The 15019-nt window shown below is 68.6% G+C and carries 13 protein-coding genes; 1 reads left to right on the top strand and 12 read right to left on the bottom strand.

Translation table 11 applies throughout. The features are described 5' to 3' along the window. The first annotated feature begins 69 nt into the window (after window positions 1–69). Entirely contained in the window at window positions 70–930 is an 861-nt protein-coding gene (locus FN976_RS09770; protein WP_145892833.1) for a TauD/TfdA dioxygenase family protein, read from the top strand. Window positions 931–955: 25 nt separating this feature from the next. Here FN976_RS09770 and FN976_RS09765 read toward each other — a convergent pair whose 3' ends face one another. The 12 genes from FN976_RS09765 to FN976_RS09710 form a co-directional block, all read right to left on the bottom strand. Beyond that, on the bottom strand, window positions 956–1813 hold the full coding sequence (locus tag FN976_RS09765) for an SDR family oxidoreductase (protein WP_186510805.1): 858 nt from the start codon (window positions 1811–1813) through the stop codon (window positions 956–958). A 125-nt stretch (window positions 1814–1938) separates the two neighbouring features. Continuing rightward, window positions 1939–2304: an STAS/SEC14 domain-containing protein gene (locus tag FN976_RS09760; RefSeq protein WP_145892831.1), complete on the bottom strand. Its 366-nt coding sequence runs from the start codon at window positions 2302–2304 to the stop codon at window positions 1939–1941. Window positions 2305–2346: 42 nt separating this feature from the next. Then, a complete protein-coding gene (locus FN976_RS09755; RefSeq protein WP_145892830.1) occupies window positions 2347–3129 on the bottom strand; it encodes an alpha/beta fold hydrolase in 783 nt (260 codons plus the stop codon). Further along, window positions 3129–4325, bottom strand: a complete 1197-nt coding sequence (locus FN976_RS09750) for an acyl-CoA dehydrogenase family protein (RefSeq protein ID WP_145892829.1) — start codon at window positions 4323–4325, stop codon at window positions 3129–3131. Before FN976_RS09750 ends, FN976_RS09755 begins: the two co-directional genes overlap by 1 nt. Window positions 4326–4377: 52 nt before the next feature. Beyond that, a complete protein-coding gene (locus tag FN976_RS09745; RefSeq protein ID WP_145892828.1) occupies window positions 4378–6159 on the bottom strand; it encodes an acyclic terpene utilization AtuA family protein in 1782 nt (593 codons plus the stop codon). Window positions 6160–6191: 32 nt separating this feature from the next. Next, a complete protein-coding gene (locus FN976_RS09740) occupies window positions 6192–6683 on the bottom strand; it encodes a PaaI family thioesterase (protein WP_145892827.1) in 492 nt (163 codons plus the stop codon). A gap of 15 nt (window positions 6684–6698) precedes the next feature. Beyond that, the gene (locus FN976_RS09735; protein ID WP_145892826.1) at window positions 6699–8348 is read right to left on the bottom strand and encodes an MBL fold metallo-hydrolase; all 1650 of its coding nucleotides are present in this window, start codon (window positions 8346–8348) and stop codon (window positions 6699–6701) included. Window positions 8349–8362: 14 nt separating this feature from the next. Next, window positions 8363–9775, bottom strand: a complete 1413-nt coding sequence (locus FN976_RS09730) for a vWA domain-containing protein (RefSeq protein WP_145892825.1) — start codon at window positions 9773–9775, stop codon at window positions 8363–8365. Then, on the bottom strand, window positions 9759–10739 hold the full coding sequence (locus FN976_RS09725; RefSeq protein WP_145892824.1) for an AAA family ATPase: 981 nt from the start codon (window positions 10737–10739) through the stop codon (window positions 9759–9761). The genes FN976_RS09730 and FN976_RS09725 overlap by 17 nt, the downstream gene beginning before the upstream one ends. Next, complete coding sequence (locus tag FN976_RS09720) at window positions 10723–11868, bottom strand: acyl-CoA dehydrogenase family protein (RefSeq protein ID WP_145892823.1); 1146 nt, start codon at window positions 11866–11868, stop codon at window positions 10723–10725. Before FN976_RS09720 ends, FN976_RS09725 begins: the two co-directional genes overlap by 17 nt. Next, the gene (locus FN976_RS09715) at window positions 11865–13019 is read right to left on the bottom strand and encodes an acyl-CoA dehydrogenase family protein (protein WP_145892822.1); all 1155 of its coding nucleotides are present in this window, start codon (window positions 13017–13019) and stop codon (window positions 11865–11867) included. Before FN976_RS09715 ends, FN976_RS09720 begins: the two co-directional genes overlap by 4 nt. A 19-nt stretch (window positions 13020–13038) precedes the next feature. Next, a complete protein-coding gene (locus tag FN976_RS09710; protein ID WP_145892821.1) occupies window positions 13039–15018 on the bottom strand; it encodes an acetyl-CoA carboxylase biotin carboxylase subunit in 1980 nt (659 codons plus the stop codon). Between the last annotated feature and the right edge of the window lies 1 nt (window position 15019).

Below are 15019 nucleotides of genomic sequence, written 5' to 3'. Positions count from 1 at the left end.
GGCGCTCGTCGAACGCCGTCCCGAAACGGTACATCCCGCGTGCGCGACAGGGTGCCAGGAGGCTTCAAGATGAATCCAGCAGCAATTCGTGTGGACCGCCTGGCTGCCGCAGTTGGCGCCGAGATCTCCGGAATCGATCTGCGTGAACGCATGACTGCCGAACAGCTCGCTGTGATCCGGCGCATCTGGCTCGAGAACGGCGTCGTGTTCGTGCGCGACCAGCAACTGACGCCGGACCAGTTCCTGGCGTTTGCCCAAGCGATCGGTACGCCGGTGGAGTACCCCTTCGTCCATGGCATCGCCGGCTACCCCACGATCATCGAAGTCAAGAAGCTCGAACACGAGAAGGTCAACTTCGGTGGTGTCTGGCACACCGACACGGCCTACCTCGACCGGCCTCCGATGGCCACGCTGCTGCTGGCGCGCGAGGTGCCGCCGCAGGGGGGCGACACCTTGTTTGCCAGCCAGGGGGCGGCCTACGAGGCCTTGTCAGACGGCATGAAGCGGCTGCTTGCGACCCTGGAGTGCGTGAACAGTTCCGACAAGGCCGATACCTCGCGCACCCGTGAAGACCGCATCGCAGAAGGTGGCCGGACCGAGCGGCGCAGCTACGAGGCCGTGCACCCGGCGGTGCGCGTGCACCCCGAAACCGGCCAGCGCGCGCTGTACATGAACGCCGGCCACACGGTGCGCTTTGCCGGCATGACCGAGGCCGAGAGCGCACCGCTGCTGGACTACCTGTTCGAGCATCAGAAGAAGGAGGAATTCACCTGCCGCTTTCGCTGGCACGAAGGCTCGCTCGCGTTGTGGGACAACCGCTGCGTGCAGCACTACCCCGTCAACGACTATCACGGGCACCGCCGCGTGATGCACCGCATCACGCTGGAGGGCGATGTGCCGAAAGCTGCGTCGTCGAGCGCGGCGATCTGACCCGCCGCCACCCCTTGACGCGGCGTCAGCCTTTGAACGCCGCGGCGTGCTCTTGCGCGAACTGGCGGAAGCTGCGCGGGGCCTGCCCGGTCACCGACTTGACCGTGTCTGCGACATAGGCCAGATGTCCGGCCGGTCCGAGGGCGTAGAGCTCGTTCATCATGTCGGCCAGCTTGGCGGGCATGCCGGCATCCAGCATCCCTTGCCTAGCCGCCGCGAGCGGGACGTCGACATGGTTGACCGTCTTGCCGAGGACGTCCGAGAGGGTGCGTGCCATCTCGGCGCACGTCAGCGCCTCGCCCCCGGTGAGCGGGTAGGCCTTGTTCTCGTGCCCCGCCTCGGTCAGCGCCTTGGCGCCGACGAGCGCGATGTCGCGTGCATCGACCCAACTCACCCTGGATTCGCCGAGCGGCAGGTAGAACGCGCCTTGGCCGCGAATCGCGTCCGCGAACATCATCATGTTCTGCATGAAGAAAGTCGGCTGCAGGAACGTATAGGGAATGCCGGTCGCGATGACTTCTTCCTGGCTCCTGCCGTGCGAGCGCCCGATTTCGACACCTGCTTGCGGCCCGGCACCGATGCCGGTGGACATCACGAGATGTCTGACACCGGCCTGCTTGGCCGCCTGGATCGCTGCCGATTTCATCGCGACCTGATCGAGATGCAGCGGGGTAACCAGAAAAACCTTCTCGACACCTTTCATGGCCTGGGCCAATGACGCGGGTTGTTCCAGATCGCCTTGCACGACCTGGACCTTCGGTCCCAGCGCGGCCTTGGCCTTCGCCTCGTCCCGGGCCAGAGCCCGCACAGTGGCTCCCGCCTTCACCAGAAGATGCGCTACTTCGGTACCGATATTGCCGGTAGCTCCGATCACCAGGATCATTGTTCGTCCTCCAAGAGACAGTATTGAGATGACTGACCAACGATATTGCAGAACGCTCGGCAAAACCTCCAAGTGTTCTTCAATGGAACCCCCGCCGCTTAGCGCTGCCCCCATGCGAGTGCACTTCAGACCCCCGGCAGGCTGCCACTGAGCCACTTCACCGCCGCGACCATATCGCTGTAGAACACGCGGTACTCGCCCTCTCCAAACGCAAGCCGTGCCAGATACGCCAGCCGGCTATTGGGCACGACAATGGCTCGGCGCAGGCGAAGTCCGCCGAGGGCCGCGTCCAGTTTGCGCTGTTCGAAGGTGAGGTCCACGCTGGGGGGGTCCATCTCAAGCGCGTCATAAAGCACCCGTTCCCGTCCGGAGTCGCGGGCGAGCGTCACGACTCGCTCCTGGCAGTCCTGCAGGACTTGGGCACTGACGGTGCCACGCATGCGGGCCACAATCAGGTCCCCGACGCATTCGACCCATACCTGTTCGTTCATGCTGGATGTTCTCGTGAGTGGGAGTGGCTCGCGTGCGCAACGTCAACCGGCTCCGGAAGCCATGCGGATGATGCGCTGCAGTGCGGCCAGCACCACATCCCGAGCCCTGTGCTGTGGGTCATGCCCGACGCCGGGAAGGGCCGTGACTTCCAGAGGCATTGTGCCGTGGTTGACCAAGGCACTGGCGCTGGGTCGCCAGCCGTAATCGTCGGCTTGGCCGAACAGCGCGGCCACCGGGCACCGCACTTGTGCCATCTGTTCGGCCATGGACCAGTGGATCGCGTCTTCGGTCGACCACGGTGCGTGCCAGCCCCAGAACATGGCATCAGTCTTGTCGCCGTGGTGTCGCATGAGCCGATCGCGCAGGCCGCCCTGCTCGAAGGCCTGACGTGCGCCTGCCATGCCGCGCACCATGTGCAGATCCAGGGCGATGGTGGGTGAGCAGGCGCAGACTGCACGCACCGCCTCGGGATGGGCCGCCGCGGCCAACAGCGACATAGCGCCCCCGTCACTGTGGCCGAACAGTACGGCCCTGGCGATGCCGAAGTGACGCAGCAGGTCGCCGAACACCGGACCGGACTCCTCGAATCGATAACTTCGCTCACGGCGGCCGGTCAACGCGTCGGAGCCCCCGTACCCCCAACGGTCGTAGGACAGCACGGGCAGCTGGGTCGTGTCCGCGATCACCTGCGGCAGGTCTCTCCATGTGCTGGTGCAATCCAGGCCGCCGTGCAGCATCACAATGACCGGGCGAGTGCTGTCGATGCGGCCCCAGGTCCAGGCGCTCAGGCGGTGCCCGCCGGCGACGACATCATGCTGCTGCATCAGTAAGACTTCGGAAGCCCGAGCACATGCTCGCCAATGTAGTTCAGCAGCATCTCGTTGTTGATCGGTGCGATCTCCAGCAGGCGGATCATCGGCCACAGTGTGACGACGTCATAGTCGCGGTCGAAGCCGTAGCCGCCATGGGTCTGCAGCGCCGCCTCCACCGCGGCCACCGCGGCGCGCGAGGCCAGCAGCTTGGCCATGTTGGCGTGGGCCCCGGCGTCCTCGCCGTTGTCGAATCGGTCGGCGGCGTCGTAGGTCATCAGCCGCGCGGCCTCGAGTTCGGCCTTGGCCAGCGCCATGCGGTGCTGCAGCGCCTGGTAGCTGCCGATGGGCTTGCCGAAGGGTTTGCGGTCCTTGGCGTAGGCCACGCCCTTGGCCAGTGCGTAGTCGCCCAGACCGAGCGCAGCGCCCGCGGCCAGCAGGCGCTCGGAATTCAGGCCCTCGAACATGAGCTTGGCCCCTTTGCCAGGCTCGCCGATCACGGCGTCGGCGGGCAACTGCACGTTGTCGAAGAACACCATGTACTGGCGCTCGGCCGTCTCGACCTGGATGTTGAGCTGCTTGAGCGTGATGCCGGGCGTCTTCATGTCGATCACGAACAGCGACATCCCGTCGGTGCGGTGCTTGACCTCGCTCGCTTTTGTCGTCCGTGCCACCACCATCATGGTGTCGGCGTCGCGCGCGCCGGAGATGAATACTTTCTGCCCGTTCAGCGTCCAGCCGCCGCCCGCGTTGGGCGTGGCCAGGGTCGTCATCGCGAAGCTATTGGTGCCGGCGTTGGGCTCGGTGATGGCGAAGCACATCTTTTTCTCGCCGGTGCAGGTCGGCGTCACGTACCTGGCGATCTGCTCGCGCGTGCCGTTGCGCACGATGGGCACGCGGGCCAGGCCCGTGACGACCAGGAACAGTGTCGGCACGCCGGCCAGCGCCAGGGCCTCGTTCAGCGCCGTGATCTCGAGCACGCCGCCGCCGGAACCACCGTACTCTTCGGGGATCGACAGGCCGAGCAGGCCGAACTTGCCGAGCGCCTGCCAGAGTTCTTCGGGGAAGCGATCTTCCTTGATGCACTGCAGGATGTAGCTGCGCGGGTACTGTGCGGTGACCCCGCGCGTGGCCTCCTGGATGTCGCGCACCCGCGACTGGATCTGCGAAGAAGCGGTCTTGCGACCGGTGGGCGAAGTGACGGTGTTCATGAGAGGTCCTTTCGGGGGCTGTGCCAGGAAGCGAGACGTCGCGGAGGAGGGGTCAGAGGGCCAAGTCGGCGGGTATGGGCACCGGATGGTCGAGCAGCATCTGCGCGAAGGCTTTGCCCTGCGAATCCATGCGCACCGACGCGATGCCGCCGCCGCCCAGGGCCTGCTGCAGGGTGAAGTTCAGTGCCTGTGTGCCCGGCAGGTCATAGCGTTGCACCTTGCCGTGGACGAGGTGGGCGAACCAGCGCGCCACCGCTTCTTCGGTGATGGCCGCGCGGATGTAGGGCAGGAATTCAGGCCTGCGCGCGATGATGCCGATATTGGCCGAGTCGCCTTTGTCGCCGCTGCGGCCCCAGGCCAGCTGCACCAGCGGCACGGTGCGCGCTCCGCGCGCGAAGGCCTCGGCTGCGGGCAGCGGGCCGCCGACGGCCGGCAGAGTGGCCGGGTCCAGCGGCTTGCCGGCCAGTTGCGGCGCGGCCACCTGCTGCGTGCCCATGTCGATGCTGACTCCCAGGTGCGCCTTGGGCACCAGGCACGAGAACAGCCGCGCCACCGGCTGCACCTTGGGCCGCCCGCCGGTGAAGCCGGTGATCGCCGGCGCGGACATCAGCGCCATCGGCGCAACCTCGCGCGAGAACAGCTCGAGGGCGTCCTTCAACGGGTGGCGCACGCCGACCTTGAGCATCACCTCGCGCGCCGACACGCGGGCATGCGCGCCGTAGGTGTCCTCGGCGCCGATGGCCTCGACGCTGGCCTCGGTGAAGTCGGGCCAGCCACGCGCGGCATAGTGGCGCCGCATGCGCGCCAGCATCGCCGCGCCGGTGCGGCGCGCCTTGGCGCCGGCGTCGATGCCGCCGATCATGAACAGGCTCATCGCGCGGAAGCCGTCGGCGTAGGTCAGGCTGGCCTTGGCCTGGTCGGTGGGCGGGCGGCCGCGCGCGCCCTTGACCTCGACGCGATCCGGGCCCACCTGCGTCAGCGTGACCGCGGTGAAGTCGCACACCACGTCGGGCAGGATGTAGGCGCGCGGGTCGCCGATCTCGTAGAGCATCTGCTCGCCCACGGTGGACGGGCAGACCAGCCCGCCGGTGCCGGCCGGTTTAGTGACGACGAAGCTGCCGTCGGCGCGGCACTCGGCGATGGGAAAGCCCATGTCGTCCCAGCCTGGAACGCTGGCCCAGTCGGTGTAGTTGCCGCCGGTGGCCTGCGTGCCGCACTCGATCAGGTGGCCGGCCAGGCTGCCCTGCGCCAGCTTGTCCAGGTCGTCGGCCTTCCAGTTGAACCGGGCGACGAGCGGCGCCAGCGTGACCGCGCTGTCCACGCAGCGGCCGGTGACGACGATGTCGGCGCCGGCGGCCAGCGCCGCGGCGATCGGGAAGGCGCCTAGGTAGGCGTTGGCGCTCATCACCTTGGCCGGGAAGGCGGCGCCGGAGAACATCTCCGCCGTGCCCGCAGCGCGCATGGCCTCGAGCTGCGGCATCAGGTCATCGCCCAGTACTGCGGCGATCTTCAACTCGACGCCTTCGGCCTGCGCCGCAGCCACCAGCGCGTCGCGGCAGGCGGAAGGGTTCACGCCGCCGGCGTTGGCGATGACCTGGATGCCGCGCGCCTTGATCTGCTTCATCAGCGGCTTCATGGTCGCGACGAAGTCGGGCGCATAGCCCTGAGTCGGGTCCTTGGCCTTGGCGCGGATCAGCAGCGACATGGTGATCTCGGCCAGATAGTCGAAGACCAGCACGTCGATGTCGCCGCGCTCGACCAGTTGGGCCGCGGCGAATTCGGTGTCGCCCCAGAATCCTGAGGCGCAGCCGATGCGAAGGGTGTCTTTGCTCATGGGGGTTTGTCTCCACGTGTTCGGTTCGTTCTTTAGGGCTGGTCCGGTGCTGCGTCGCGCGGCCAGAAGACGCGCCAGATGCCCTTGGCCGTGGCGCAGGTGCGACCCTGCGCATCGAGCAACTCGCCTTCGGCGAAGGCGATGTTGCGGCTGGCGCGCACGACCTTGCCGTGGGCCTCGAAGTGGTCGCCGCTGGCGGCGTCGATGTAGCTGATGTCGAGATTGATGGTCGACTGGCGCAGCCGCTGCGGGTCGATGCCGCGCATCTCGGGACGTGCGAGCAAAGACGAAGCGATCGCGCAGCCCAGCGCGCCGTCGAACATGTAGGCGATGACGCCGCCGTTGAGCACGGCGTCGGAGCCGCCGCCGCCGCGCTGCGTCGCCATCACCTGGGGCAGGCGCACCACGGCTTCGCCGACGCCGACGATCTCGACCTCCAGCCCTTGCGCGCGCATGAAGAGGTTGTTGCCCCAGCGTTGCCAGAACGCGTCGAGGACATGCTGGGGGAGATGGTTGTCGCTCAACGGCGGGTCTCCGTTTCAGGAAGCCAGGCCCAGCGCCTGGATGCGTTCGACATGGGCCAGCAGCGAGCGCCTGGCCATCGGCCACAGGGCCTTGGGCGTGTCGGCGTAGGCCAGCGGAACCCAGTCGTCGGGGCCGCCGTCGGGCTGGTGGCGCATCGCGGCGACGACCTTGGCCTCGCGCGCCAGGCGGTGCGCCTTGAGCCTGGCGATGGTCTCGGCGGCTGCGCCCATCACGTGGCCATGTGCCGGCAGGATGAAGCGGATGGCATCGCTGCCACACACCGCGCTCAGCACGTCCAGAGAATCGAGGTAGTCAGCCATGCTGCCATCCGGAGGATCGATGATCGTGGTGCTCCCGTTCAGGACGTGGTCGCCCGAGAACAGCAGGCCGTCTTCTTCGACGATAAGGCACAGGTGGTTGGCGGCGTGCCCCGGTGTGTGGATCGCGCGCAGCGTCACCGGGTGCTCCGGGTCGTCCAGCTGCACACGCTCGCCGTCGCCGAGTTCACGGTCGGGCACGAACAGCGAATGCGCGCGCGCGGTCGGTGCCGACGACATGCCCAGGATGGGCGGGGACCGGCCGGACCTTTGTGCGCAGAGCTCGGCGAGTGGTCCGGCGCCGGGCGAATGGTCGGGGTGCGAGTGGGTGCACAGGATGGCCCGGATGTTCCCCGCGGTCGCCTCGAAGAGGCGCGCTACGTGCTTATGGTCGGGCGGGCCGGGATCGATGACGACGAAGCCGCCGGCTGCGCTGCCAACGATGTAGCTGTTGGTGCCAGGGCCGGTCATCACGCCGGCGTTGGGTGCGGTCAGCCGCCACAGGTGGCGCAGCAACTGCACCGGGCGCTCGCACTGCCAGTCGAGGGCGTGTTCGAGCTGGCCGTCGGGACAGACCAGTTCCAGCTCGCCGAAGGGCAGGTCGGACTCCATGAAGCGTTGCGGCTTGCCGCCGACGAGCGCGCCGCGGGGGCACGAGTCCCACAACGCCTGGCCGCCGGCGCAGGCCTGCAGGACGGCGTCGATGTCGTCGAAGCGGGCCAGCCACTGCAGCGTGCGCAGGGTCGGGAAGATCAGCGGCAAGCTGCCTTGCTGGTGGCGCTGCAACGCAAGCTCGGCGCGCAGCCAGACCGGCTCGAACTGCTCGGCGTCGTCGGCCACGGGGGTCTGGCCCTCTGGCATGCGGGCGATCAGGAAGGCGGTGCTGAAGCGGCGCGGGCCGACGCTGCGGTCGGTGGTCCAGCTCGCCAACGTGTGTACTTCGGTGGCGGCCAGCCTGAGGCCGCGCTCGCGCAGCTGCGGGTACAGCGGCTGGTCGCGGCGGACGGCGGCCAGCTCGGCCGCGGCCAGGGGCCGACCGTCAGCGTGCCGTGCGTGAAGCACGCCCAGTTCCTCGAAGCTCTCGCGCAATGCCGCGAGCGCGGCGGTCAGCTGCGCCGCGGCGGTACCCTCGCGGCCGTGCACAAGGTCGTGGGCGCCCGCGTCTTCGTCGTCAATGCGGCCGCCCGGGAACACGAACACGCCGGGCAGGAAGCTGGCCGTTGGCGAGCGCCGGGTCAGCAGCACCTCGGGGCCGGCGGCGGTGGGGCGCAACCAGAGCAGGGTGGCCGCCGGCCGTGGCTCGACGGGCTGGCGCGCCGGGTGCAAGTGCAGGGTGGGGCGGACCATGTCACCGGTCTTCTTCAGGCGCTGGCGCTGTTCGTGCGCAGCAACTCATCCAGCGTGCGCTCGAGGTGGCGCAGCGAATTGCATTCGCGCGCGATGTGGCAGTAGGGCGCGTAGCGTTTCATCTCCGAATCGCCCAGGCCCCAGAACGACACCGGCTCGGGGTTCAGCCAGATCACGCGCCGCGCGCGCCCGTACAAGGTCTTCATGATTTCGGCATGCGCCTCGCCGCGGTTGTTGCGCGCGTCGCCCAGGATCAGCACCGTGGTGCGGCGGTCGATGCGGTGCATCAGCTGTTCGTCGATGTCCTCCAGCACTTGGCCGTAGTCGGTGCCAGAGCCGCCCACCGCCTGCATCACCTTGTCGACCGCCTGCTCGACCGGCAGCGCGGCGAAGGTGGCGCTGACGTCGATCAGGTGGTTGGTGAAGGCGAAGGACTGTACGTCGGAGACCAGCTCGTCCAGGCTGTACAGGAACAGCAGCAGGAAACGGGCGTACTGGCGTACCGAGCCGCTCACGTCACAGATGGCCACCACGCGTGGGCGCTCGATCTTGGTGCTGCGCCAGAAGGTCTCGAACATCACGCCGCCGTAGGCCGCATTGGCGCGTATGGTGCGGCGGAAGTCGAGCTGGCCGCGCTGTTCGCGCCGCTTGCGGCGCGCATGGCGTTCGGCCAGACGGCGCGCGATCTTGCGCACGATCTCGTGCATGCGGGCGAAGTCGCGGCGGTCGATGTTGGACAGCTTCTGCGTCTGCAGGAAGTCGTCGTGCAACTCGCGAGTGGGCGCCGTGCCGTACATTGACAGCTTGCGTTCGACGAAGTTGCGCACTTCGTTGAACAAGTGCTTGCGTGCGCGTTCGAGCTCGGCCACGCGCTGCGGCGTCTGGGTCTGCCGGCGCGCCTCGGTGATCTCGCGGTCGAGCAGGTCCAGCCCCATGGCCTGCTGGATCTTCTGCGTGTAGTAGCCCTTCTGCGTGAAGAACCAGATGTCGGTCAGGCCGACGTCGCGCGCCGCCTGCTGCATGCGGCGCGACAGCGTGGCCGAGTCGCCGGCCAGCAGCAGCTGCGACAGGGCCTGCCCGGCGCTGCCCTGGCAGCCGCCGGGGCCGCCGCTGCCCTGGCTGCTGCCTTCGGCGTTGGATTGCAGCTGCTCGTCGGGCGGCGGCACGGCAGCGGGCGCCGCGCCGGGCTGGCCCGCCGGGCGCGTGCCGAAAGTATCGAAGTGGAAGAAGCGATCGAAGGTCCGGTCGAAGATGGCCCGGTCGGGCACGGTCTTCACCAGCGTCGCGCCGAGGGCGCTCTTCAGCAGCTCGCGTTCGCGCCAGCCCACCAGCGCGGTGGCGCGCGCAGCATCGATCTGCGCGTTCAGGCTGACTTCGATGTCGCTGCCGCGCAGCGCCTTGAAGAAGTCTTCAAGCGTGGCTTGCATGATGGCTCGAAAGCGGCAGCTCCGCGTCCTTGCGCGCCTGCGCCAGCAGCGCCGGGAGCTGCTCGGTGGCCGAAGCAATGTCCTGCTCGAACTTGAGGAACACGTTGAGTGTGTCGCGCACCAGATCCAGGCTCAGGTGCTCGGCGTTGAGCAGCAGCAGCGTCTTCGCCCAGTCGATGGTTTCGCTGACCGAGGGCTGCTTCTTCAGGTCGATGGCGCGCACCGCCTGCACGAAGGCCACCAACTCGCGGTTCAGGGTCTGCGACAGCCCGGGTACGCGGCGCTCGAGGATGGTGCGCTCGACCCTGGCCTCGGGGAAGGGGATGTGCAGGTGCAGGCAGCGGCGCTTGAGCGCGTCGCTCATCTCGCGCGTGTTGTTGCTGGTCAGGAACACCAGCGGCTTGACCTTGGCCACGATGGTGCCGATCTCGGGCACCGAGACCTGGAAGTCCGACAGCACTTCCAGCAGGAAGGCCTCGAACTCGGGGTCGGACTTGTCGATCTCGTCGATCAGCAGAACGCAGCCGCGCTCCTGGTGCAGCGCCTGGTACAGCGGCCGCGGCTCGAGAAAGTGCTCGGAGAAGAACAGGTCGTCGTGGCTGTGCAGGCGCTCGATCGACGCCGCCAGGCCGACCGCGCCCTGCATCATCTCGGCCAGCTTGTCCTTCAGCAGCTGCGTGTAGAGCAGTTGCTTGCCGTACTTCCATTCGTACAGGGCCTTCGATTCGTCCAGGCCCTCGTAACACTGCAGGCGGATCAGCGGCACGTCCAGGATGGTGGCCATGCTCTTGGCCAGTTCGGTCTTGCCGACGCCGGCCGGGCCTTCGACCAGGATCGGCTTCTCCAGGTTGAAAGCCAGGTAGACCGCGGTGGCGAGCTCCCGGGTGCAGATGTAGTCGACGTCCGCGAGGCGGGACGACACCACGTCGACGGTGTCGAAATGCGAGTCATGCAGGGATTTCATGGTTTTCCTTGGTACTGACCAGGCCGGTGCCGGCCTTCAGATGGCGTGCTTCGCCGACTCCGCGCGCAATGCCGAGCACGATGCGCAGATCGCCGGCGATGTCGGGAAGTCGGGTTTCGTGATCGTTGAGCTGGGCGGCAAAGGCTTCGCATCCCGCCTGCCAGCGCTGGAGGATGAGACGCAGGCCGGCGTTGAGATCGGCCAGCTGTTCTCCGGGTCCCTCGCGAGCGAGTTGTCGCGCCGACTGCGCGACCAGGGTGTCGATCGCCATCAGCTCCAGCCGGAGCGCGCCCAAGCGCCTGAGGGTGTCCGGCGTTGGCCTGGCGCCTCGCTGCCAGCGGGCGAGCGCATCGAGTTCGGCCTGCATCGCGCCCGCCATGGCGCCGCCGAGCAGGGTGTCTTCAAGGGTCCGAAGCGGTTTGGCAATCAGGTCGAAGGCGTTGCTCTCGGTGCCCAGACGCCGCGCATCGGGGACAACACAGCCGTCCAGCGCCAAGGCGCAGTGGCCCAGCGGCGGCAGCACCGCCTCATGGCCAGTCGGTCGCCGCACGAGCCCCGGACTGTCGGCATCGACGACGAAGGCGTCGAAGCGATTGCGCCCCTCGATCACGCCCGTGACCGCCAGCACGACGAAGGCATCGGCCGCCGGGCCGTTGCTGACGAAGGATTTCTCGCCATCGAGCAACCAGTGGCCGTCGTGCCGGCGCGCCGCGCACCGCAGCAGCTTGGGGTGGGCCCCAGCCTGGGGCTCGGAGATGGCCAGTGCAACGAGTTTGTGGCCTCCGGCCATGCCGCGCAGCAGGGCGCGGTGGCCATCATTGCCGACATGTGGGCCGATGACGAAGCGGCCGAGCATCTCGTTCATCAGCCAGCCCAGGGCCAACCCCACGTGTGCCGTTTCGCGCGCGATGGTGCCCGCCAGCGCGGCCACGGCCGGCCAGTCCGCACGGGACTCGTTTCCATCGGGATCGAATCCCACGCCAAGCATGGCCCGCGCGCCCAGGTGCTGCCACCAGGCGCGAGGGAATGGATCGCCGCGCGACACCGCGGGCGCGGTGCGCAGCGCCTCGCGCATCGCGGCGCCAAGGCGGGCCGTTGCGACGTCCTCGGTGACAGGCTGGTCCATCATTGGAACCCCAACTGCCGCGCTGCCAAGTCGCGCATCACCTCTTCGGCGCCGCCGCCGATGGTGTTGACCTTGACCTCGCGGTAGATGCGCTCGACCTTGACGCCGCGGATGAAGCCGGCGCCGCCGTGCATCTGCACCGCCTCGCTGGCACAGTGGGCCATAGTCTGGGTGGCCTGATTCTTCAGCAGGCAGATCTCGCCGACGGGCGCTTCGCCCTGCTCGACGCGCCAGGCCAGCAGCTCCAGCAGGGCCTGCGTGGCCTCGATCCGCATCGCCATATCGGCCAGCTTGTGGCGCGTGACCTGCTGGTCAATGAGCCGGCCGCCGAACATCTCGCGCTGCTGCGCCCAGGCCAGGGCCTCGTCCAGGCAGACGCGGGCAAACCCGTTGGCCCCGGCGGCCAGGAAAATGCGCTCCCGGTTGAAGTTGAGCATGATGGCCTTGAAACCCTGGTTTTCGGCGCCAACCAGGTTAGCCACGGGGACGCGGCAGTCTTCGAAGTGCAGGGTGGCGGTGTCCGAACACAGCCAGCCCATCTTCTCCAGTCGGGTCTGGGTGAAGCCGGGCGTGCCCTTTTCCACCAGCAGCAGCGACACCCCGCCGGCGCCCTGCCCGCCGGTACGCACGGCCACGGTGTAGAAGTCGGCGCGTATCCCCGAGGTGATGAAGGTCTTGGAGCCGTTGAGCACGAAGTGATCGCCGTCCCGCCGCGCCGTGGTCTTGAGGTTGGCCACGTCCGAGCCCCCCGAGGGCTCGGTGATCGCCAGCGCGCTGATCTTCTCGCCGCGCAGCACCGCCGGCAGCACCCGGCGCTTGATTTCGTCGGAGCCGACATTGACGATCGGCGGGCAGCCGATGGTGTGCGACAACAGGCTGGCCAGCACGCCGCCGGCGCCGCAGCGGGCCAGCTCCTGGGCGGCGATGATGGTCATGAACAGGTCGCCGTCGTTGCCGCCCCAGGCTTCGGGGAAGCCCAGGCCGAGCAGGCCGATCTCGGCGGCCTTGCGGTACAGCTCCACCGGGAAGCTGGCCTGCGCCTCCCAGGCCTCCACGTGGGGTGTGATCTCGCGTGCCACAAAGCGGCGCATGGCATCGCGGAAGGCCGCGTGCTCGGAATCATAGAAGGGGCTGCTGTTGGCGGTGGTACTCATGGTGGCCCTCGGTGGTCGTTCAGACCGGCGCGGCGGCTTCGACCAGGGTGGCGATGACGGCGCGCGTGGCCACCTGGTCGCCGACGCGCACGGCCACGCGCTCGACCACGCCGTCGCGCCGGGCGACGAGCTGGTGCTCCATCTTCATGGCTTCCAGAACCGCCAGGCGCTGGCCCTTGGTGACGGCATCGCCCGCCTGCACCAGCACTGCCAGCACGCGCCCGTTCATCGGCGCGCTGATCGTCGACTCGGCCGCCTGCTCGCTGCCGCGCGGCGGCGCGTAGGTCACGTCGTCGAAGGTGGCGACGCAGCCATCCAGCGCCAGATGCAGACTGCCGCCGGCAGCCATCGCTGTGACGCGAGTGTGCAGACCGTCGATCGACAGCGGCCGGTCGGCGCTGTCGGCAGCCCCGAGTTCGATGTCGTGCGCAACGCCGCCGTCGAGCTCGACGTGCAGGTGCCCCGGCCCGCGCACCGTCACGTACACGGCATGCCGGCACTCGCTCTCCGCCAGATCCATCGGCCAGCGCGCCGGCCCGTTGGAGCGCCAGCCGGCCTGCGCGCCGCGATAGGAGGTGGTGTCGAAGCACAGCGCGGCGGCGGCAGCCAGCACACGGGTGCCGGGCGCCCGCGCCTGCAACTGCTTGGGCCCGAAGTGGTGGCCGATGAAGGCCGTGGTGGCAGCGCCGGCGGCGAACACTTCATGCCCGGCTGCCGCCATCAGGAAGCCCAGGTTGGTCGGCAGCCCCAGCACACGGGTGGCGCGCAGCGCACCGAGCAGGCGGCGGCGCGCCTCGTCGCGCGTGGCGCCATGGGCGACGATCTTGGCAAGCATCGGGTCGTAGTAGGGGCTGATGGCCTGGCCGCTGGCCAGGCCGTGGTCGACGCGGATGCCCGGGCCTGCAGGTGGCCGCCACAGCGCGACGTCGCCACTTTGCGGCAGAAAGTCGGCCTGCGGGTCTTCGGCGTACAGGCGCACCTCGATGGCATGGCCCTGCAGCCGAACCTGGTCCTGCGTCAGCGGCAGCGGTTCTCCGCGCGCCACGGCCAGCTGCCAGGCCACCAGGTCCTGGCCGGTGATGCATTCGGTGACCGGGTGCTCGACCTGCAGCCGCGTGTTCATTTCCAGAAAGTAGAAGCGGCCTTCGCGGTCGAGCAGGAACTCGACCGTGCCGGCGCCGACGTACTGCACCGCCCTGGCGGCAGCCACCGCCGCCGCGCCCATGCGCTCACGCAACGCGGCATCGACAGCAGGCGAGGGCGCTTCCTCGAATACCTTCTGGTGCCGTCGCTGGATCGAACAGTCGCGCTCGCCGAGGTGGATGACGTTGCCGAGTCGGTCGGCGAAGACCTGCACTTCGACGTGCCGCGGTTCGACGACCGCGCGTTCCAGGATCAGCTCGTCCGAGCCGAAGGCGTTGGCTGCCTCGGACCGCGCCGTGGCGAGCGCCGCGGGCAGGTCGGCGAGGTCGGCCACCAGGCGCATGCCGCGCCCGCCGCCGCCGGCCGCGGCCTTGACCATGATGGGTACGCCGATCTCGCGCGCCTGTGCAATCAGCGTCTTGTCGGACTGGTCGGCGCCCTGGTAGCCGGGCACGCAGGGCACGCCGGCATTCAGCATCAGGCGCTTGGCAGCGGCCTTGTTGCCCATCTGCTCGATGGCGTGCGGGTCGGGGCCGATGAACACCAGCCCGGCGGCCTGCACCGCGCGCGCAAACGCGGCGTTCTCGGACAGGAACCCGTAGCCGGGGTGGATCGCGTCGGCGCCGCTGGCGACGGCAGCGCGCAACACGGCGTCGATGCTGAGGTAGCTTTCGCGCACCGGCGGCGGGCCGATGCACAGCGCCTGGTCGGCCTGCCGCACATGCAGCGCGCCGGCATCGGCCTCGCTGTACACGGCCACCGTGCGGTAGCCCTCGGCGCGCGCGGTACGGATGACACGGCAGGCGATCTCGCCGCGGTTGGCGACCAGGACCTTGCTGAAAGTGGTGCTGCTCATC

It is taken from the genome of Caenimonas sedimenti (genome assembly GCF_007833165.1).
In the GTDB taxonomy this organism is placed as follows: Bacteria; Pseudomonadota; Gammaproteobacteria; order Burkholderiales; family Burkholderiaceae_C; genus Ramlibacter; species Ramlibacter sedimenti.
The sequence above is the reverse complement of the archived record's forward strand: the minus strand, read 5'-3'. Positions and strand labels throughout refer to the sequence as shown.